18 protein-coding genes are annotated in these 20,688 nt (G+C 65.8%); 11 read left to right on the top strand and 7 right to left on the bottom strand.

Features of this window, described 5'->3' with window-relative positions:
• The first annotated feature begins 176 nt into the window (after window positions 1-176).
• Window positions 177-1,829 carry an ABC1 kinase family protein gene (locus E9229_RS06960; RefSeq protein ID WP_183510536.1) on the top strand — a complete coding sequence of 551 codons (1,653 nt, stop codon included), beginning with the start codon at window positions 177-179 and terminating at the stop codon, window positions 1,827-1,829.
• 115 nt (window positions 1,830-1,944) lie between these two features.
• On the opposite strand, the gene E9229_RS06955 is transcribed toward E9229_RS06960, so the two are convergent.
• Both E9229_RS06955 and E9229_RS06950 read right to left on the bottom strand, forming a co-directional pair.
• A complete protein-coding gene (locus tag E9229_RS06955; protein WP_246380393.1) occupies window positions 1,945-3,627 on the bottom strand; it encodes a ribonuclease J in 1,683 nt (560 codons plus the stop codon).
• A 440-nt stretch (window positions 3,628-4,067) separates the two neighbouring features.
• Window positions 4,068-5,285 (bottom strand): glycoside hydrolase family 3 protein, encoded by a 1,218-nt coding sequence (locus tag E9229_RS06950; RefSeq protein WP_183510535.1) that lies wholly within the window; start codon window positions 5,283-5,285, stop codon window positions 4,068-4,070.
• 455 nt (window positions 5,286-5,740) lie between these two features.
• On the opposite strand from E9229_RS06950, the gene E9229_RS06945 reads away from it, so the two are divergent.
• Window positions 5,741-5,944, top strand: a complete 204-nt coding sequence (locus E9229_RS06945; protein WP_183510534.1) for a cold-shock protein — start codon at window positions 5,741-5,743, stop codon at window positions 5,942-5,944.
• Between the two features lie 165 nt (window positions 5,945-6,109).
• On the top strand, window positions 6,110-8,503 hold the full coding sequence (locus E9229_RS06940) for a TOTE conflict system archaeo-eukaryotic primase domain-containing protein (protein ID WP_312855620.1): 2,394 nt from the start codon (window positions 6,110-6,112) through the stop codon (window positions 8,501-8,503).
• A gap of 229 nt (window positions 8,504-8,732) precedes the next feature.
• On the opposite strand, the gene E9229_RS06935 is transcribed toward E9229_RS06940, so the two are convergent.
• On the bottom strand, window positions 8,733-9,617 hold the full coding sequence (locus tag E9229_RS06935; protein ID WP_183510532.1) for a class I SAM-dependent methyltransferase: 885 nt from the start codon (window positions 9,615-9,617) through the stop codon (window positions 8,733-8,735).
• 47 nt (window positions 9,618-9,664) lie between these two features.
• Between E9229_RS06935 and E9229_RS06930 the strand changes: the two genes are divergently transcribed.
• Both E9229_RS06930 and E9229_RS06925 read left to right on the top strand, forming a co-directional pair.
• Complete coding sequence (locus E9229_RS06930) at window positions 9,665-10,255, top strand: helix-turn-helix domain-containing protein (RefSeq protein ID WP_183510531.1); 591 nt, start codon at window positions 9,665-9,667, stop codon at window positions 10,253-10,255.
• A 52-nt stretch (window positions 10,256-10,307) separates the two neighbouring features.
• The gene (locus E9229_RS06925; RefSeq protein ID WP_183510530.1) at window positions 10,308-10,973 is read left to right on the top strand and encodes an alpha/beta hydrolase family protein; all 666 of its coding nucleotides are present in this window, start codon (window positions 10,308-10,310) and stop codon (window positions 10,971-10,973) included.
• A gap of 22 nt (window positions 10,974-10,995) precedes the next feature.
• Here E9229_RS06925 and E9229_RS06920 read toward each other — a convergent pair whose 3' ends face one another.
• The 4 genes from E9229_RS06920 to E9229_RS06905 form a co-directional block, all read right to left on the bottom strand.
• Window positions 10,996-12,684 carry a long-chain-fatty-acid--CoA ligase gene (locus E9229_RS06920; RefSeq protein WP_183510529.1) on the bottom strand — a complete coding sequence of 563 codons (1,689 nt, stop codon included), beginning with the start codon at window positions 12,682-12,684 and terminating at the stop codon, window positions 10,996-10,998.
• Between the two features lie 91 nt (window positions 12,685-12,775).
• Window positions 12,776-14,464, bottom strand: coding sequence for a long-chain-fatty-acid--CoA ligase (locus E9229_RS06915; RefSeq protein WP_183510528.1), 1,689 nt, complete (start codon window positions 14,462-14,464; stop codon window positions 12,776-12,778).
• Window positions 14,465-14,550: 86 nt separating this feature from the next.
• On the bottom strand, window positions 14,551-15,336 hold the full coding sequence (locus E9229_RS06910) for an SDR family oxidoreductase (protein ID WP_183510527.1): 786 nt from the start codon (window positions 15,334-15,336) through the stop codon (window positions 14,551-14,553).
• A 45-nt stretch (window positions 15,337-15,381) separates the two neighbouring features.
• Window positions 15,382-15,891 (bottom strand): MarR family winged helix-turn-helix transcriptional regulator, encoded by a 510-nt coding sequence (locus E9229_RS06905; protein WP_183510526.1) that lies wholly within the window; start codon window positions 15,889-15,891, stop codon window positions 15,382-15,384.
• A gap of 525 nt (window positions 15,892-16,416) precedes the next feature.
• On the opposite strand from E9229_RS06905, the gene E9229_RS06900 reads away from it, so the two are divergent.
• The 6 genes from E9229_RS06900 to E9229_RS06875 all read left to right on the top strand — a co-directional run bounded on the left by E9229_RS06900 (window position 16,417) and on the right by E9229_RS06875 (window position 20,687).
• A complete protein-coding gene (locus tag E9229_RS06900; RefSeq protein WP_183510525.1) occupies window positions 16,417-17,007 on the top strand; it encodes a TerD family protein in 591 nt (196 codons plus the stop codon).
• 24 nt (window positions 17,008-17,031) lie between these two features.
• Window positions 17,032-17,613 (top strand): TerD family protein, encoded by a 582-nt coding sequence (locus E9229_RS06895; protein WP_183510524.1) that lies wholly within the window; start codon window positions 17,032-17,034, stop codon window positions 17,611-17,613.
• Between the two features lie 91 nt (window positions 17,614-17,704).
• The gene (locus tag E9229_RS06890; RefSeq protein ID WP_183510523.1) at window positions 17,705-18,286 is read left to right on the top strand and encodes a TerD family protein; all 582 of its coding nucleotides are present in this window, start codon (window positions 17,705-17,707) and stop codon (window positions 18,284-18,286) included.
• A gap of 149 nt (window positions 18,287-18,435) precedes the next feature.
• Window positions 18,436-19,584, top strand: coding sequence for a toxic anion resistance protein (locus E9229_RS06885; protein ID WP_312855619.1), 1,149 nt, complete (start codon window positions 18,436-18,438; stop codon window positions 19,582-19,584).
• A 27-nt stretch (window positions 19,585-19,611) separates the two neighbouring features.
• Window positions 19,612-20,148 (top strand): hypothetical protein, encoded by a 537-nt coding sequence (locus tag E9229_RS06880; RefSeq protein ID WP_183510521.1) that lies wholly within the window; start codon window positions 19,612-19,614, stop codon window positions 20,146-20,148.
• On the top strand, window positions 20,136-20,687 hold the full coding sequence (locus tag E9229_RS06875) for a TerD family protein (RefSeq protein ID WP_183510520.1): 552 nt from the start codon (window positions 20,136-20,138) through the stop codon (window positions 20,685-20,687). Before E9229_RS06880 ends, E9229_RS06875 begins: the two co-directional genes overlap by 13 nt.
• Window position 20,688: the final 1 nt, after the last annotated feature.

The following is a 20,688-nucleotide window of genomic DNA, read 5'->3' as shown; positions in this document are numbered from 1 at the left end:
GAGTAAGCGGCGCCGATCGACACAGGCCTTCCCCCGGGCTGTCGGTCGGCGCCTTTCCACGCTCCGATGCCCGCATCAAATCGCCGCCGGGGAACGGCCAGGTGCCCCGCCCGGGTTGTCCAGCCCGCGGCCTGTAGGGTAGCTGGCATGAATGAACAACGGCAACGGCACAGCTCATGAGCTCCCGCAAAGACCGCCTGCTCCAGATCGTGGAGATCCTCGGACGGCACGGTCTTGGATTCGCCATCACCCAGGCTGGTCTGGGCCACTGGCTGCCGCAGGAACTGCACCGGCGCATCGGCCACGACCCCGATGCCGGAACCGATCCCTCGCTGCCGGAACGGGTCCGGCTCGCCGCAGAGGAACTCGGTGTCGTCTATGTGAAGCTGGGTCAGATCCTTTCCACCCGCGCCGACCTGCTTCCCCCGGAATTCGTCACCGAGCTGGCCAAGCTGCAGGACGCTTCGCCTCCGGTTCCCACCACCGAGATCCGCACCGCCATCGCCGACGAGCTCGGCCCGGCCGCCGCCACGCTGCTTGCCACCCTGCACGATCAACCGCTGGCCACCGGTTCCATCGGGCAGGCGCATCTGGCAGTGCTCGACGGTGTTTCCGTGGTGGTCAAGATCCGGCGTCCGGGCATTGTCGAACAGGTCAACCAGGATCTGGATATCCTCACCGAGTTCGCCAAGCGCGCCGAGCAGGCATCGCGTGCGGTTGCAGGGTTCCAGGCCTCGGGCATGGTCGAGGAGTTCGCACAGAGCCTACGTGCCGAACTGGACTACGTGGGCGAGGGCAGGAACGCTGAACGCTTCGCGCAGAACTTCGCCGGCAATGCGGACGTGCGCATCCCGCGGATCTTCTGGGAGCAGACCACCTCGCGGGTGCTCTGCATCGAGCTCATGGGCGGGATCAAGGTCAACAACATCGACGCTCTTCGCGAGGCCGGGCTGGAGCCGGGGGCGGTGGCCCGCCGCGCCTGCAACGTGCTGCTGAAGATGGTGCTGGAGGACGGCTTCTTCCACGCCGACCCGCACCCGGGAAACTTCTTCGTCGAGCCGGATGGGCGCCTGGCCATCATCGACTTCGGCATGGTCGGGAAGATCAGCGCGGATCAGAAGACGCTGCTTGCCCAGGCCCTGATGGGCATCGTAAACCAGAATGCGCGCATGTTGGCCAAGGCCCTGATCAAGCTGTGCGAATCCCCCGGCACACCCAACGTGCGCGAGGTCGAGCTCGCAGTGGGCCGGCTGCTGGGTCGCTACACCGACCGGCCGCTCGCCGAGATCCCCCTCGTGCCCGTGGTGCTGGAGGTACTCTCAGTGCTGCGCCGGCAGAACCTCCGCCTGCCGCGGGAGACGGCGCTGATGCTGAAGATGTTCATCATGGCCGACGGGCTCGGCAAGCAACTCGATCCCGGATTCGAGCTGACCACCGAACTAGCTCCCTTTGCCCGGCGTCTGGTCAAGCAATCCTTCTCACCGGAGGCGGTGGCAGCACGGCTGAAGAAGGCCGGCGCCGAGGCACTACTGCTGGGATCCGAGGCCCCGGATATGCTGCGACGGGTCATGGAGGTCATCGATAGCGGCGGATTCGACATCCGGCTTCGTGCCGAAGAGCTGGACGCGTTGCTGGAGAAGGCAGATCGGACCGGGAACCGGATCGTGGCGGGAATCGTCAGCGCCGCGCTGATCACCGCCATCGGTGAACTCGTTGCCGGGCAGCCTGGACGTTGGCAGAACTGGCCCAAAGCCCTGTTTAGCGCAGGTATCGGCGGGGTCGGAGCACTGGGTGGATACCTGCTCTGGACCACCTTGCGAAAACGCTGAGGGCTGTCTTCGGGCCGGGGCCTCCGGCCTTTGGGCAGCAGCGCACCAACCGGTCCCGGATAGGCCAGAGGCCCCGCAACCATGGGTGCGGGGCCTCTGGAGGTGTCGAGAGGATTTAGGCGTCGACGGTGATGACCGTGTAGACCGGCTTGCGGCGCAGTGCGCGGTCGGACCAGCGCAGCAGCGACTCGCCGATGATGCGCTCGGCATCCGGCCCGGTCTTTTCGCGGCGCAGGCCAGCCAGTGCCTTTTCGACGACACCGGTTGCCTTCTCGGCGTCCTTGTCGTTGAAGCTGAAGCCAACGGTGAAGAACTCCGGATCCTCTTCCAGCTTGCCGGTGTCCGGGTTGACGATCAGCAGCACCGTCACCGCCCCGTCCTCGGCCAGTCGGATGCGGTCCTGCAGCGCCTCTTCGGTTGCTGCGCCGGCGACCATGTTCTCGACGTAGACGTAGGCGGCCGGAACCTGGCCGACGACGCGGGCAACGCCGTCCTTCAAGTCGATGGCGGTACCGTCTTCGATGATGAACGTCTTCTTCGGGTCGACACCGGTGCGGATCGCCAGTTCGGCATTGGCCTTCAGGTGGCGGTACTCGCCGTGAACGGGCATGACGTTCTTCGGACGGACCAGGTTGTAGCAGTAGACGAGCTCGCCGGCCGAGGCGTGGCCCGAGACGTGCACCTTGGCGTTGCCCTTGTGTACGACGTTCGCGCCAAGCTTGGTCAGGTCGTTGATCAGGCGGTAGATCGAGGTCTCGTTGCCCGGGACCAGCGAGCTGGCCAAGAGGACGGTATCGCCCTCGGTCAGGTCGATGACGTGGTTCTGGTTGGCCATGCGGGCCAGCGCCGCCATCGGCTCACCTTGGGAACCAGTGCAGATGATGACTGCCTTGTTTGCGGGCAGCTTCTCGATTTCCTTGAAGTCGATCAGGACGCCGCGCGGGATCTTCAGGTAACCCAGTTCGCGGGCGGTGGTCATGTTGCGGACCATCGAACGGCCGACGAAGGCGACCTTGCGGCCGTACTGGTGGGCCGAGTCGATGACCTGCTGGATGCGGTGCACGTGGCTGGCGAAGCTGGAGACGATTACGCGGCGCGGCGCGGTGCGCATGACCGCATCGATGGCCGGAATCAGATCGGCCTCGGCCGCCAGGAAGCCCGGGACCTCGGCGTTGGTGGAGTCAGGCAGGAACAGGTCAACGCCCTCTTCACCGAGGCGGGCGAAGCCAGCCAGGTCGGTGATGCGCTTGTCCAGCGGGAACTGGTCCATCTTGAAGTCGCCGGTTGCCAGCACCAGGCCGGCCTCGGTGCGGATGGCAACTGCCAAGCCGTCCGGGATGGAGTGGTTTACTGCAAGGAATTCCAGGTCGAACGGGCCGAACTTCTTTCGCTCGCCCTCCTTGACCTGGACGGTCTTGGCGGTGATGCGGTGTTCCTGCAGCTTGGTCTTGATGAAGGCCAAGGTCAGCTTCGCCGAGATCACCGGGATGTCCTGGCGTTCCTTGAGCAGGTACGGAATGCCACCGATGTGGTCCTCGTGGCCGTGGGTGAGCACCAAGCCGACAATGTCGTCCAGGCGGTCACGCAGGTAGGAAAAATCGGGCAGGATCAGGTCGACGCCCGGGTGTTCTTCTTCGGGGAAGAGGACGCCACAGTCGACGATCAGCAGTTTGCCTGCGATTTCGAAGACCGTCATGTTGCGGCCGATTTCTCCCAGGCCACCCAATGCGATGATGCGCATGGCGCCCTTGGCGAGGGCCGGCGGTTCGGTGCTGTTGTGCTTGGTCTGACGCTTCATTAATATTTCCGTTCGTACTATCCGGCGGATGCTGTGCGCGACGGGAGGCCGCGACTTCAAAAATCTTGAGGGTTTCTCGACCTTCGGCACCGGCGATGGCGGGCACAGCCATGTGGCGGAAAGGAAAAACTATCTCAGCTGACTTTATCACCGTCGAGGCCCCGGACGTGATATGGGAGCCGCGGCACATGCGAGTGCTCCCTTGGACCGCTGGAAGATGAACGGTCTGGTGGTTGGCCCTTGACCGCAGCTACCGACTCGCCGCCGGGGGCCCCGGGCAAGTGGCGAACGCTCGACGTGATGGCGCTCCGCGGCCATCGTCGCAGTGACTCCACGGGGGTTTGGATCCGGATTGCAACGCGACACTCTGCTTTTCTGATCACGTGGCGTCTCGAGCAGGGTCCCGCCGCGCTGCAGGTACACCCGGGGGACGGCGACAGCTAATGTCCGGCACGGGTTTCCAATACCTTCAGTGCCGCAGCGTTGATCTTGGCCCGGAAGGCGGGGCTGCTCTTGGCCTCGGCAACCAGCGACTTCTGAATGACGGGAATGGCCGATGCATTGACGCACAGCATCATGGTTCCGCCCGCATTGAAGAAGTTCCTGGCCCGGGTGGCATAGGTCCATGGCGAGAGTTGCTTCGCCGAACACATGTCATCGGAAATGACGATCCCGGTGAAGCCCAGATCCCCCCGCAACATGGTCTTCATGATCGTCGGGGAGAACGGGCCGATGTTCTTCGCGTCGATCCGCGAGTATTTTGCATTGGAAACCATGACCCACCTCGTACCCGCATCAACGGCCTTGGCAAAGGGCCTGATATAGGCGCTTTGCCTGGTGGTGACCGCATCGGTGACGTTCACCGAGGTGTCGGTATTTCGGGTGACGCGCCCCAGCCCCGGGAAGTGCTTGGCGGTGGGCGCAACCCCGCCCGCCTTCATCCCCTGGGCGAAGGCCACCACATCGTTTCCGACCTGCGTTGAATTAAAGCCGAACTCACGGTGCCAGTAACCAATGGGCGAGTTATAGGGGGCGAACGCCGCGGAGGGAACCGTATCGGCAACGGGGGCCAGGTTGACGTTGACGCCCACTGACTTCAGCTGCTTGGCCCACTTCGTGGCATTGGTTCGGATGGTCGACGTCCGCCAGGCCCCTTGCCCGAGCGCCGTGGGCATGTCGGAGAATCCCGGACCCTGCAGAACCTGGACGTAGCCGCCCTCTTGATCGGTGGCGATGAAGCGTTTTTGGGATCCAGTGGTGGTTGAGCTGACTGTCGCGTTGATTTTCGCGACGACGGACTTCGCCGAGGCAGTTCCGGCATAGTTGCGACCCTTCAGGAAGACGTTCCCGATCTTGTAGTGGGTCAGGTAGTAAAGATCCAATGCGCTGGCGCCGGTGGCCGGAACTCCCACCATCAGAATCTGCCCGACCCGTTGATCCAGGGTCAGCTTGGCCAGCGTTTGCGCTGGAGTAGCAACGGCGGGACCTGCCACCGATGTCGCCGGTCCAGCCATCCCCCCTCCCGTTTCCGCCACGACTGTTGCTTCGGCTTGCGGGAGTCCCTGTTGGGATGTTCCGCCGACCAGCACGACAGCCAAGACCCCCGCCAAGGCCAAACCGACAATCCGGTTCGAAGAAATTTCTGGAAAACCACCCATGGGGGCGCCTCGATTCCTGGGGAAGTACGGGCAACTTTACGCCGCTTCGACCCATCAATCTGCTTACCGGCCCCACTTCACAGGCAGGAGGTCAGCTGGTCCCATGCCCCCGCCGACCTCCATTTCCTCGAAAATGGACTGTGACCTTGGACTTATTCAACAGATCATCCCCGTCACCCCAAATACCAAAATGATGCTCGTTTTAGGATTCCAAGGACCTGAAAAACAACCCCAAAAGCGGGCATATGCTCATTTTTGGCCGCTTCGAACACCCGGGTCCGGAGCCTGGCTTCAGTTCAGGCGGGACGTTTCCGTCACTTTCACGAAAGAATTTTGAAATTAGATCGCCCTAGCTATGGCGCGATCTCCGATATACCCGTATTGTCTATAGCGGGTTGGTTCTGGTTGCGCGGCCACCCGGTTTTTTTGCGCAACAAGAGGAAAAGGTATTTATCTTGGCTACAGGCACTGTCAAATGGTTCAACGCTGAAAAGGGCTTCGGATTCATCGAGCCCGACGATGGATCGGCAGACGTGTTCGCACACTTCTCCGCCATCGCTAGCAGCGGTTACCGCTCGCTGGACGAGAACCAGAAGGTTGAATTCGACACCGCTCAGGGTCCCAAGGGTCCCCAGGCAGAGAACATTCGCCCGCTCTAAATAGAGCGCTCCGCTTCTCTGACCCACGAGTCGGTTAAGCGGCACTAAGAATTACAAGGAATCCCCGTTGCTCGAAAGAGCGACGGGGGTTCCTTGCTTTGCATCCACATGCTGACTCGCCCGATTTACGGCACTTTGACGGAACTCTCATGCACAATGGGTTTTGTGACCAAGCCAGAGGCCTCTCCCACGCAGCCGGAACTGCCACTGGGTGATGAGCGCCTGCTTCCAGACCGGGAGCTGGCCGATCTTCGCGCTGAAAATGCCCGCTTGCGCCGGCTTCTGCAGATCAGCGGCCAGGAGGCCCGTGCGGCCCGCGATGCCCAGCCCGCCCTCGCACTGCACGACACCGGCCCGGTCACCGCCGCATCGACACCCGCGGCGAAGGTCGCCTTCTTCCATTCGCTCTTCCGGGGCAGGGACGACATATACGCCCTGCGCTGGGAAAACCGCCGGGCTGGCACTGCCGGCTGGGTTCCTGCAGTGCCAGGAGGCTGGCGCAAATGGATGGACCGTGAAACGGCAAACTACCTGCCGCTGACTCCGGCGGCCATCGAGGCCCACCTGATGGGCTCGGAGCACCTCGGACTCTACCCGCTGAGCACATCCGATGGCTGTCATTTCATTGCAGCCGACTTCGACGGGCCACCGGCGTTGCTCGATGCGCTTGCCTATACGAAGGCAGCCCGCCACCTGGGAATCCCGGCGGCGCTGGAAATCTCCCAATCGGGACGTGGCGCCCATGTCTGGATCTTCTTCGCCCGGGAGGTTCCGGCCGTACTGGCCCGCAAACTCGCCAGCGGGCTGCTCACGGAGGCCATGAACATCCGTGGTTCCATGTCGCTGGCTTCATATGACCGGCTCTTCCCCTCCCAGGACCAGCATTCGGGCAAGGGCCTGGGCAACTTGATCGCCGCACCACTGCAGGGGAAACGTCGCCAAAGCGGCGCCACCCTGTTCCTGGACACCGCCACCCTGGAACCGCATCCGGACCAGTGGGCCTATCTTTCCCTGCTGGATCGGCTCAGCCCCGCGGAACTCGACCGCCTGATCCGACAGCTGCCCACCCCGGCCACCGGGCGCAAAACCCGGTACCGCCAGCCCACGGCCACCAAGATCGTCCCGCTGCCCGCCGCATTGATCCACGCGACGCTGGCCGCGCGCATCACGGTGCGGGCCACCGACCTGGGCCCTGCCATGGCCAGTGCGCTCAAGCATGCGTCCTCGCTGCCCAACCCGATGTTCTACGAAAAGCAACGCCAGGGCCGCTCCACTTGGGACACCCCACGCTTCCTCACCAGCTACGACGAAACACTCGAGGGCGATTTGGTGCTGCCCCGCGGTGTCCTGCCGATGCTCAAACAGCTCATCGAAAGTGCCGGGAGCACGTTGCACATCAAGGACCAGCGCCACCACGGCACACCACAGGAACTCGAATTCACCGGCACCCTGCGCGGAGGCCAACGCGAGGCTGTCGAGCACGCCCTGGCCCGGGACAGCTCGCTGCTCGTTGCTGCACCGGGCTCGGGCAAGACGGTGATGGCACTCGCTGTTGCGGCGGCGCGGAAAACAAGCACGCTGATCCTGGTGGACCGCAAGGCCCTAGCCGATCAATGGCGGGCGCAGATCCTGTTACTGCTGGGCCGCAAGGCCGGACAACTGGGCGGCGGCAGGGCCAAGCTGCGCGGCGTCATCGACGTGGCTTTGCTACCCACGCTCGCCCGGCGCAAGGACGTCGCCGAGCTCTGCGCCGGCTACGGCCAGATCATCGTCGACGAGTGCCATCACATCCCGGCCGCCGCATTCACCCACGTCTTGAACGCCATCCCGGCCACCTACTGGCTGGGGCTCACTGCCACGCCCTACCGCCGCGACGGGTTGGAGGAGCTGATCTACCACCAGTTGGGTACGGCGACCCATGAATACACCGGTCCCGTGGCGGGTCAACTTCCGGAGGATGAGCATGGCGCCACGGCCCCGGAGCTCGAACTCATCCTCCACGAAACCACATTCCGCTACACCGGGGACGCCGATCCATCCGAACCCGGCGGGCTGCACCGGATCTACCGCGACCTGATCGATGATGCCGAGCGCCGCAAACAAATCATCGACGACGTTCTCCTGGCCCACGCTGCGGGCGCCAAGTCACTGGTCCTTTCCACCTGGAAACGGCATTTGGACTTGCTCGCTCTCGATCTGGCGGCCCGCGGCATCGAACCGATCCTACTGACCGGTTCGCTGAAGGGATCCGAGCGTACGGCCGCAGTCGCAGCCATCAACGCGGCCGCACCAGGGGATGCCATCGTCGTACTGGGCACCGGCTCGCTGATCGGTGAGGGATTCGACGCACCGGCGCTGGATACGCTTTTCCTTGCCGCGCCAATTTCCTTCAAGGGCCGCCTAGTCCAATATGTAGGCCGGGTGACACGGTCCCACCCGGGCAAGGAAAGCGCGGTCGTGCACGACTATCACGACGTTCAAACTCCGGTGCTGGCATCCTCGTGGTCCAAGCGCCGCACGGGCTATACAGATCTGGGTTTCACGGTGCCGAAGACCTAAGCACCCGACGGTCGACCCGCTGGTCCCTTGAGCATGCTGGCGATTTCCCGACCGGGTCGTGGCAGTGAACCTGTTGTTCGTGGCAACGCCAGGCACAACTCCGCGAATCCGGCACCATTCCTGACATGGCCATGCCGGCGCCGATGGACTGTAAAGACTTGTCCCTCCTACCGTTACCGCGGATCCGGCAAGGTCCCCGCCCGGCGTCCCTCCGCCCGAGGTACTGGCCCTATGGGCGACGCGCCGCCCACGCCGTCCGACTGCCGCGCACCAGCAGGTCCCGGCGGTTCCCCAGGGCCTCCGGACCATCACCGAGCAGCGCGTCGAGTGCGGCGAGATCGTCGGGCTCCAGCGTTTCGTGGAGGGCAGCGCGGATGCGGCCCAGGAACCCGCCGGCATATAGTGCCGCATCCGGCGTCGAGGTCCGGACCTCGATGGCGAAGGTACGCTGTGCGGCGATGTCGAACCCTGACCGTTCAAGCGCTGCGCGCCAGTCCTGCTGGTGGTTCCAGCCCGCCGCCGACAACGCGTCGTGGCAGCGCGCCTCCAAGCCGGGCCGACCGAGGCCAATGTCATCGGGCAGGAAACGCGGCAGGGTGTCCATTTCGACGACCACCAGCAGGCCCCCGGGGTTCAGTGCGCCACGGATATCGCGCATGACCCGCTCGGTGTCGGCGAACTCGTGCATCGAGGAGGCAGCCCAGGCCAGGTCCACCCCGTCGAGATCGGGCCAGCCGGCATCCAGGTCTGCGTGCACGGGCAGCACCCGCTCGCCCAGGTCCCGGGAACCCGCCGCGGCCGTCACCCGCTCGAGCATGGCTTGGGACCTGTCCACCGCGAGAACCTCGGCCGCGGTGAAGCGCCGGGCCAGGGCCAGGGATCCGGTGCCTGTTCCCGCACCGAGGTCGAGGATCCGGCGCGGTTCCGCGTTCACGACCCCGGCCACCCATTCGGTGACCTGGTCCAGGTAGGGGCCGAGGACCACGGCATCCAGGTCCAGGGTTTCCGCGAGCCCCTCTTCGCGGTGGTTGTGGTGGTCGTGCTGGTGCCCGTGTTGCTGGCGCCCGCCCTGTTGGTCGCGGTTGTGGTGCTGGTGATGGGAGTGCTTGCTCATGTTTCAAAGCTACTCCTCGAATGCCTTTGGGGCATACACTATTGCTTATGACGCAAGAACTCGATCTGGATACAGTGATCCGCAAACGCATCCGAGGATTGCGGCTGGCCCGGGGCTGGTCTCTGGACAACCTCGCTGCCCGGTGCGATATGAGCCCCTCAACGCTGAGCCGGATCGAAACCGGGAACCGAAGGATTGCCCTGGACCAGCTGGTTCCCCTGGCCCGGGCGCTGGACACCACGCTCGACCAGCTCGTGGAGTCCACCGACGACGGCGATGTGGTCATCCGGCCGGTGCCCGACAGCAGCCGGGGAGTGACCACCTGGATCCTGTCCAACGAACGCTCGCTCCACGGGGTGACGGTCGCCAAGATGCGGATCACCTCTGAACTCCCCGCCGGAGCCGGAGAGCTGGGAGTGCACCCGGGCCGCGACTGGTTCACCGTCCTGGCCGGAACCGCCCGGCTGCAGCTCGGCGAGCGCACCATCCTGGTGCAGGCCGGCGATGCGGCCGACTTCTCCACCATGGTCCCGCATGCCATCACCGCCCACGACGGCCCGGTGGAAATCCTCACCATCCTGAGCCACGACGGGGAACGGGCCCACCTGCATGGACCCCCGGCCACGCACGCGCACTGACGGCTTCCCCGATCACCGGCGCCGGGCGCCCCGGCCGGGTAACTTTGGAACCATGCCAGTACCAGCAGAATCATTCACCCTCGCCGTCGACGGGGCTCCCGCCTCGGCCATCCATTCCGGGCCCGACCATCCGTCGGCCACGGTGGTCATCGCCCATGGTGCAGGGGCGGGCATGGGCCACCCCTTCATCGGCGGTTTCGCCGAAGCGCTGAACTCCAGTGGCGTCGCGACACTTCGCTTCAACTTCCCCTACATCGACGCGGGCAAGAAGTTCCCCGACCGGCCGCCGGTGGCCATCGCCGCCTGGCGGGCGGCCCTGGCTGCTGCGACCGAACGCGCAGGCGGGGCGCCGGTCTGGGCAGCCGGGAAGTCCTTCGGTGGACGCATGGCATCGATGGCGGTGGAACAGGGCATGGAAACCGCCGGGCTCATCTTCCTGGGCTACCCGCTGCATGCCCCCGGAAAGCCCCAGAAGCCGCGCGATGCCCATCTCTACGGCCTGGAATTGCCCTTGCTCTTCCTGCAGGGAACCCGGGATCCCTTTGCCCTGCCCGGGGAGCTCGAACCCGTGGTGGAACGCATCGGCCCGAACGCCGAACTGGTGTGGACCGAGGGCGGGGACCACTCCTTCAAGGTCGCCTATTCCCGACGCGGCATCGAACAGGACGGCGCCCTGCTGGCCGGACCGGTGCTGGAGTTCCTGCGGCGCCACGGCTGACCCGCCGCGGCCGGCCCGGGAATCAGAGCCCGGGCAGGACCTGCTCCCGGACCGCCTTGCGCAGGATCTTGCCCAGCAGCGAGCGCGGCAGCTTGTCAACGGCGACAATCCGCTTCGGGACCTTGTAGGCGGCCAGCTGCACCCGGCAGTGGTCACGGAGGAGCTTTTCATCAAGCACCGTGCCGTCCTCGAGTTCCACGGCGGCCACGACCATTTCGCCGCCGCCCTCAAGCTGCCGTCCGAACACGGCCGCATCCCCGATCCCCGGGAAGGACCGCAGCACCGCTTCGACCTCGGTGGGCGAGACGTTGAAACCACCGGTGATGATCAGGTCCTTGGCCCGGTCCACGATCGTCGTGAACCCGGCCTCGTCGACCGTCACCACGTCCCCGGTGCGCAGCCATCCGCCGGGCAGCAGCGCCTTCGCCGTTTCCCCGGGGTTGTTCCAGTACCCGGTGAACACCTGCGGGCCCTTGACCAGCAATTCGCCCGGTTCGCCGCGGGGAACCTCCGTCGCCGGGTCATCAAGGTCAACCACCCGCATCAGCGTGGAGGGAAACGGAAGCCCGATGGTGCCTGGGCGGCGGGTGGCGTGGAAGGGGTTGCCCATGGAGATCGGCGAGGACTCGGTCATGCCATAGCCCTCCACCAGCATGCCCCCGGTCGCCGCCTCCCACTGCTCCGCCACATGCCGGGGCAGGTTCATCGCCCCGGAGATGCAGTACTTGGCCGAACGCAGCGAGACGCCCTGCTGCGCGGCGGCTGCGGCGGTGCGCTCATAGATCGGCGGAACGGCACTGAAGATCGTCCCCGGCGACTTCTTCATGGCGGCCAGGATCAGGTCCGGGTCGAACTTCGGGAAGAGCACCAGCATCCCCTGCTTCCTGATGCCGAAGGTCAGGTACAACGTCATCCCGAACACGTGGAACATCGGCAGGATCGCGTACAGGACTTCCTCACGCTCCCGCGCCCCGGGCATCCAGGCCTCGCCCTGCAGCGCATTGGAATACAGGTTGAAATGGCTGAGCATCACGCCCTTGGGCAGCCCAGTGGTTCCGGAGGTGTACTGGATCGCGGCCAGGTCATGCACACCGGGGCGCGGATGCGCCGCATCGATCCGGCCGTGGGTCAGCAGCCCGGTGAACGGCAGCGAGTCCGGGGCCGGCGTGCTCAGCGCGTCACGCGAGGCGCGCAGCTTCTTGAGCGGCAGCTTCAACGCCAGCGCCTTGATGCGCGGGAAGGCATCGAGCAGGTTCACCGAGACAACGTGGTCTAGCTGGATATCGGCGGGCAGCGCCAGCAGCGCCGCCGCTGCCTTGTCCCAGACGATCACGATCCTCGCCTGGTGGTCCCTGAACTGGTGGGCCAGCTCCCGGGTGGTGTAGAGCGGATTGTGTTCGACTACGACGGCACCCAGGCGCAGCACCGCATAGAACGCGATCACGTGCTGCGGGCAGTTGGGCAGAACCAGGGCGACCCTGTCCCCGGCACCGACACCGAGCCGGCGCAGGCCCTCGGCCGCCCGGTCGACCTGTTCGCCGAGCTCGCTGTAGCTGGTGCGGCGTCCGAAGAACTCCAGTGCCGGGGCGGCACCCGCCTCGGCCACGGAGCGCTCGAACATCGCGCTCAGCGGCTCGGTAGGCAGCTCGATCTCGGCCGGGACTCCCGGCTGGTAGTGCTCAACCCAGGGCTGCTGGTCAACGTGCTCCATATCCCCATTGTTTCGCACAACACCGGTGGCGGGGGCGTGACCCGCCACGTTTTCCAGCCTGGGCACGACTTGTTCGCTCAGGTCGGAGTGCTCAGAGAGCGGGCAGCACCTGTTCGCGCACCGCCTTGCGCAGGATCTTGCCGAGCATAGACCGCGGCAGGTCATCGAGAGCGACAATGCGCCTGGGAACCTTGTACTCGGCCAGCAGCCCGCGGCAATGCTCGCGCAGCGCATCCTCGTCCAGCTCCGAACCGGGCTCCAGCTCCACCGCCGCGATGACCATTTCCCCGCCGCGTTCCAGCGGACGGCCGAAGACCGCGGCATCCTTCACGGACGGATGCAGGCGCAGCACCGATTCGACCTCGGTGGGCGAGACGTTGAACCCGCCGGTGATGATCAGTTCCTTGGAGCGGTCAACGATCTTCGTGAAGCCGTCGGCGTCGACGGTGACCACGTCGCCGGTGCGCAGCCAGCCGCCGGGCAGCAGCGTTTTCGCCGTTTCCTCCGGGTTTCTCCAGTATCCGGTGAACACCTGCGGTCCCTTGATCAGCAGCTCCCCCGGCTCCCCCGGCTCCACCTCGGTGTCCGGGTCCTCGAGTTCGACGACCTTCATCAGCGTGGAGGGGAACGGGACGCCGATGGTCCCGGCGCGGCGGCTCGGGTGGAACGGGTTTCCCAGCGCCACCGGGGAGGACTCGGTCATGCCGTAGCCCTCCACCAGCAGCCCGCCGGAGACCGATTCCCAGAGTTCAACCACGTGGTCGGGCAGGTTCATCGCCCCGGAAATGCAGTACTTGGTCGAGCGCAGCGACACGCCCTTCTCCTTGGCCGCCATCGCGGTGCGCTCGTAGATCGGCGGGACGGCGCAGTACACGGTGGCCGGCGACTTCTTCATCGCCGCCAGGACCAGGTCCGGGTCGAACTTCGGGAAGAGCACCAGCAGCCCCTGCTTCCTGATGCCGAAGGTCAGGTACAACGTCATCCCGAAGGCGTGGAACATCGGCAGGATCGCGTACAGGATCTCCTTGCGCTCCTGCGCCCCGTGCATCCAGGCCTCGCCCTGCAGCGCGTTGGCGTGCAGGTTGTAGTGGCTGAGCATCACGCCCTTGGGATTGCCGGTGGTTCCGGAGGTGTACTGGATCGCGGCCAGCTCATGCACGCCGGGGTGCGGATGCGCCGCATCGATCCGGCCATGGGACATCAGATCGGCGAACGGCGTGGTGCCCGGCGCCGGGCCGGTCAGCGCGGCGCGGGTTTCCCTCAGCTTCTTGAGCGGCAGCTTCAACGCCAGCGCCTTGATACGCGGGAAGGCATCGAGCAGGTTCACCGAGACGATGGCATCGAGCTGCACGTCGGCCGGAAATTCCCGCAACGCCGGCACCACCTTGTCCCAGGCGATCACGATCCTCGCCTGGTGGTCCTCGAACTGGTGGCGCAGTTCCCGCGAGGTGTAGAGCGGGTTGTGCTCGACCACGACGGCACCCAGGCGCAGCACCGCATAGAACGCGATCACGTGCTGCGGGCAGTTGGGCAGGATCAGCGCGACGCGGTCGCCGGAGCGGACCCCGAGCCGGCGCAGGCCCTCGGCCGCACGTTCGACCTTCCCGCCAAGGTCGCCATAGCTGGTGCGCCGCCCGAAGAACTCCAGCGCCGGCGCGTCCCCGGCCATGGCCACCGAAAACTCGAACATCTCGCTCAGCGACGTGCTCGGTAATTCGATCTCGGCCGGAACCCCCGGCTGGTAGTTCTTGACCCAGGGTCGCTGCTCGCTGTTTTCCATCTCCCCATCATTTCCCATGGACGGCTGGGTGTCGAAGGGGGCCCGGCACCGCTACCGCGGCGCCGGGCCCTTGAACAGCTCCGGGATCAGGCCCAGATATCATCCCCACGCAGGGACGCGTCGGCTCCACCGTCGGCGTAGATGGTCTGACCCGTCACGTGGGTGTTTTCCTCGCTGGCCAGCCAAGCCAGCAGGCGGGCCAGCACGACCGGCTCCGAGTGGTAGTTCAGCGGCATCGGCACATGCTTGTCCGTCAGCTCGCGGCCCTCGGGGGTGGAAAGCAGTTCGGTGGTCATCGGCGAAATCACCGTTCCCGGCGCGATGGCGTTCAGCGGGATGCCCGCCCCGGCCCAGCGCTCGCTGATGGATTCGCGCCGGACCCAGCGCGAGAGGGCACGCTTGGAGGAGGGGTAGTTCAGGTAGGCCGGGCCGGGACCCGCTTCCTTCAGTGCGGTACCGATCTCCACCGCGCGCTCCTCGTCACCGGCCAGCATCGCTTCGACCAGTTCGGCCGAGTTCGGCTGCAGCGAGGCCATCGAGCTGACCACCACGGCGCGCGGGGCCGGGCTCTTGGCCAGCACCGGGGCGATCTGCTCCAGGAATTCGGTGACGCCGAAGTAGTTCACCTTCACCGTGAGCGGCGACGGTGCGGCGATGCCCGCGCAGGCGATGACGGCATCGATCGAGTCACCGGCCAGCTCGACGGCTGCGGCCACGGCCGCCGTGCGGCCCTCCGGGGTGCTGAGGTCGGCTTCGACCTCGGCTCCACGCAAGTCGACTCCGATGACGTTTTCGCCGCGTTCGCGCAACAACTGTGCGGTAGCGGCCCCGATGCCCGATCCGGCTCCGGTGATGACGTAGGTGCGGTTCACGATGATTCTCCTTCGTTGGTGTTCCGGGTGGTTTGTGGTGCGGCTTTAGGGGGTTGTTGCGGGGCGGAGTCCGGCGGCGAGAGCCACCGTCGCCTTTTCAAAGCGCTGCAGCAGGTCGGTGAACACTTCCCTGTCGCTGGCGCACCAGCCCTCGAGCAGCTCGTCGACCAGGCCGTCGCCAGCGCAGACGAAGGAGGCGGCGACCTTGCGCCCGGCCTCGGTCAGTGTGATCAGCTGGGCGCGGGCATCCTCCGGATCCGGTTCGCGGACGGCGAACCCGGCCTCGGTGAGGCGGCGGATGATCTTGCTGGCGTTGGAAGCACCGGTCACCAGGTGCGCGGCCAGGGCCGAGGGCCGCTGTGGGCCGTGGTTGGCCAGCACGGTCACCGTCACGATGGCTGCGGCATCGAGGTGCACGCCCCCGCGGGCGGCAACGGCCGTCAGGAATTCGGGAGCCGTCCACTCGCCCAGGATCCGGGTCAGCGATGCTATGAGGTCCGAGCGGTAGTCGCCCGAATGCGGCGGCCGCCCCGCTGTTTCGTGGTCTCCACCCATGCTGGGTCGCTTCCTTCCGTGCTGGTGGTCTCCGGCTACGCGGAGCCCCTCCTTGGTGTCCTACTGACAACACCCTACCACTTTTACTGTCGTACAGACAGTAATTTAAGCTCCGGACTTCCCCGGGAAATCCGGCATGGACGCCGCACCGGACCCGTCATCCACACCGCGCCATCAGGTTTTACCCATGGATTGCGTCTATTATTGCCAGCAGGGAACATTTGTGACCGAAGCCCATCACCAACGTCGGCCCGGGGCCCGAAGCCGGAGGACCGGCACCGGATCCGTAGGAGCTTTCCATCGTGTTCATTCTGAGAAACGAGTGGTCATCGGCCATCGAGGTCGATTCCGCCCGTCGCCGAACCCTCATCTGTGCGCGCTCCGAACACCCTTCCCTGCCCTCGCGGCCCCCTTCCACGGCGCGGCTCCCCCACGAACCCGGCTGAATCCATCGGGCCCCAGCGGCCGACCTCGACAGCATGACCGAACCAACCACCGCAGTGCCGAACAGAGAGCAGTCCAACCATGGCTTTGAGCCTCCAGAAGGGCCAGTCCCTTTCACTGACCAAGAGCAACGGCGCCACGCTGACCAAGGTCCGCCTCGGTCTGGGCTGGGATTCGGCGGCCCCCGCCAAGCGCGGCTTCTTCGGCGGACTGAAGACCGTCGAGATCGATCTCGACGCCTCCGCGATCCTCTTCGACGCCAACGGCACGGCCCTGGACAACGTCTACTTCGGCCAGCTGCGCAGCAAGGACGGCTCCACCGTCCACACCGGCGACAACCTGACCGGTGCCGGCGACGGCGACGACGAGACGATCCTGGTCGACCTCACCGCCGTCAATGCCAACGTCGCCCACATCGTGTTCGTGATCAGCAGCTACAGCGGCCAGACCTTCAGCATGGTGAAGAACGCCTTCAGCCGCCTGCTCGACGATTCGGCGGGCTCCGGCAACGAGGTCGCCCGTTACCAGCTCACCGATTCCGGCGACCACACTGCCATGGTCATGTCCAAGATCTCCCGCTCGGGCAACGGCTGGAACTTCCAGGCCATTGGCAATCGCGCCGCCGGCCGCACCGTGGCCGACCTCCTCGTTCCCGCTGCCCAGTCCCTCTAAATAGCAATACAGGCGGTTTTACACATGTCTTCACTGACCCTTTCCAAGGGCGGAAACCTCTCCCTCACCAAGGCCGACCCGGGGCTGCGCAAGGCGCTCATCGGCCTGGGCTGGGATCCGCGGACCACCAGCGGCAAGGCCTTCGACCTCGACGCCTCGGCGCTGCTCATCAGCGAGAACGGCAAGGTCCGTTCGCAGGCCGACTTCATCTTCTATAACCAGCTGGTCGCGGCCGACGGTTCGGTCACCCACCTGGGCGATAACCGCACCGGAGACGGCGCCGGGGACGACGAGCAGATCCTGATCGACTTGGACCTGATCGCCGCCGACGTGGCCCGCGTGGTCATCGCCGTGTCCATCGACCAGGGCGAGGAACGCGGCCAGAACTTCGGACAGGTCCGCGACGCCTTTTGCCGCGTGGTCAACCAGGAGACCGAGCAGGAGGTCGTGCGCTACGACCTCAGCGAGGATGCGGCCTCGGAGACCTCGATGATCTTCAGCGAGATCTACCGCCACCGCGGGGAATGGAAGTTCCGCGCCATCGGCCAGGGCTACGCCACCGGGCTGCACGGAATCGTCACCGATTTCGGCATCTCACTGCACTAGGCTTGCCCCATCCGGCAGGGCCACAGCCCTCCGCCCCCCACCCACCTACACCCACACACCAGCAGTCACCGATCCAACGAAGGAGCCAAACATGGCCGGTCTTACCCTGACCAAAGGAAGCAACCTCTCACTGACGAAGGCCGATCCGGGCCTGACGCAGGCACTCGTCGGGCTCGGCTGGGATCCGCGGACCACCACGGGCGCGGCCTTCGACCTCGACGCCTCGGCACTGCTGCTCGGCGCCGACGGCAAGGTGCGCTCCTCCGCCGACTTCATCTTCTACAACCAGCCCTCCGCGGCCGACGGCTCGGTCGTGCACCAGGGCGATAACCGCACCGGCGAGGGCGCGGGCGACGACGAGCAGGTCCTGGTCGACCTGGGCAAGGTCGCCGCCGACGTCGAGCGCATCATGTTCGTCGTCTCGATCGATCAGGCCGAGGCCCGCGGACAGAACTTCGGCCAGGTTCGCGGGGCCTACTGCCGCGTCGTCAACCAGGCCTCGGAGCAGGAAATCGTGCGCTTCGACCTCAGCGAGGACGCTGCACCGGAAACAGCCATGGTCTTCGCCGAGCTCTACCGCCACAACACCGAGTGGAAGTTCCGGGCCATTGGCCAGGGCTACGCCACCGGACTGGCCGGCGTCGCAGGCGACCACGGCGTCCAGCTCGGCTAGCCGGACGGGAACCTTGGTGGATGGCCCGTCGTTCACCAAGGTGTCGTCCACCGGCGTCCGCGCCATTTCCGCATCCCCACCCACCAGCAAAGAGGACCAGGCACTTGGCTACCCCATTGACACCACCGAACGCATCCGAAGGAGCACTGGTGCTCCAGGCCCCCGAAGCACCGATGATCGTTCAGGCCGACGACGCGCCGGGCATGGTTCCGGTGCCGGAAGCGCGCCGAACGGAAATCAACGCGCAGGCGGCATCCTTCGTGTCCTCCATTGCCGCGCTCGATGCGCGCAGCCCGGAGTTCACCACGCAGGTCGAGGGCATCACCGCGCTCGGGCGTGAGGAGATGCTGGCCTCGGGCACCTTCTCCTCGCGGATGCTTGAGCGTTCGAGCACGTCGCTGGCCGGCGCCAAGCGATCGGGCAACAGCGCCCAAGCCGCCGTGGCCGGAACCCTCGGTGAGCTGCGCAGCACCGTCGAGGACCTGGCCCCGAATGATGCCCACCTGGGCATGGGCCGCAAAATCCTGGGCTTCATCCCGGGCGGAAACAAGCTGAACAAGTACTTCCAACGCTACGAGAACGCGCAGGGCCAGCTGGACCACATCATCAAGGCGCTCATGGCCGGGCAGGACGAGCTGCTCAAGGACAACGCGGCACTGGCCAACGAGAAGGTCCAGCTTTGGGAAACCATGGAGAAGCTCAGCGAATACGCGGTCTTCGCCAAGGCCCTCGATGCCGCCTGCGTCGCGAAAATCGACGAGGCCCGCCAGGCCGGCCGCATCGAGGACGCGCAGAAACTCGAAGCCGATGCGCTCTTCCCGGTGCGCCAGCGCCACCAGGACATCCTGACCCAGCTGGCCGTCTCCGTGCAGGGCTACCTGGCCATGGACCTGATCCGTAAGAACAACACCGAGCTGATCAAGGGCGTGGACCGCGCCCGCTCCACCACCATCGCGGCGCTGCGCACCGCCGTGATCGTCGCCGAGGCGCTGGCCAACCAGAAGATGGTGCTGGACCAGATCGATGCCATCAACACCACGACGAACAACATGATCCTGAAGACCTCCGAAATGCTCAAGGTGCAGACAGTACGCATCCACGAGCAGGCCGGCAGCTCCGGTGTCAGCGTCGAGACGCTGCAGAAGGCCTTCGACAACGTCTTCGAGACGATGGACGCGATCGATACGTTCCGCGCGAAATCAGCGGCCAGCATGGAGGGCACCGTCCACGCGCTGGAGGCCGGCCTGCAGAAGGCCAGCCCCTATCTGGACCGCGCCCGCCAGGGCGAAACCAACTAGCGGGATTCCGGGAAGGCACCGACACAGATGGTGGCGTCACGAATATTCGGTTCCCTGTTTGGGGGCACCCCGCGCGGCGGCATCCCCGAACCGGGGGTGCCCGCGGGTGCCCCCGCGGCGGCGCAGGACGACGATTCGCTGTTGGCGGCCGCCCTCGATCAGCTGCTGGCCACGGTCCGCGGCTCCGGGGACCGGCTGCCGGGCATCATTTCCTCGCAGCTGCGCCAGCTCGATGACCTACTGCACCCCCTGGCCGACTACATCAAGTCCCAGGGTGCCTCGACCGAGCAGCGCGTGCTGCTGGCTGCCATGGTCGGCGACTACATCTCCACCCCGCTGAACACCTACCTGCTGACCGGCCAAGCAGACCGGCAGGAGGATTCACGGACTACCCGGCTCTTCGCCGGGCAGCTGGCCGTGCTGCACTCCACCGCACTGGACCTGGACCACCAGGTGCGCAGCGGGGCCATCACCGAACTATCGACCCACGCCCGCTTCCTGCAGGACAAATTCAACACCACGGCACTGACACTGCGAGACGAAGGAAACCGATGGCCATCCTGATCCCCGGGGCCAATGCCGCGCTGACGGCGGAAAACCCCGGACTCACATCCGTCATGGTCGGAATCGGCTGGAACGTCGTGCCCAGCCGCGGCCCGGCGTCCGAACCGATCCCCACGGCCATCCTCTGCGGGGTGGACGGAACGGCACTCTCCGACGAGCACCTGGTGTTCTTCAACCAGATCATCGACCCTGCGGCATCGGTGCGGTTCATCGGCGACGAGGACCGGGAACAGATCGACGTCGACCTCACCCGCGTCCCGGCCGAGGTGCACAAGATTTCCTTCGTCGTCTACATCGACCCAGACCTGCGCGGGCCCGGGACCTTCGCCTCGGTGCGCGATGCCCACATCCGCATTGCCGACCCCTCCGGCCGCGAGCTGGTGCGCTTCCCGATCCCCGCGGACACGGCGGCCAACGTGTCGGCCATGATCTTCGGCGACCTGTACCGGCATGCCGGCGGGTGGAAGTTCCGGGCCATCGGCCAGGGCTATACCGATGGCCTGAGCGGCATCGCGGCCGACTTCCGGCTCTCGATCTGAG

This window comes from Paeniglutamicibacter cryotolerans (assembly GCF_014190875.1).
In the GTDB taxonomy this organism is placed as follows: Bacteria; Actinomycetota; Actinomycetes; order Actinomycetales; family Micrococcaceae; genus Paeniglutamicibacter; species Paeniglutamicibacter cryotolerans.
This window is presented reverse-complemented; position numbering and strand designations above follow the sequence as displayed.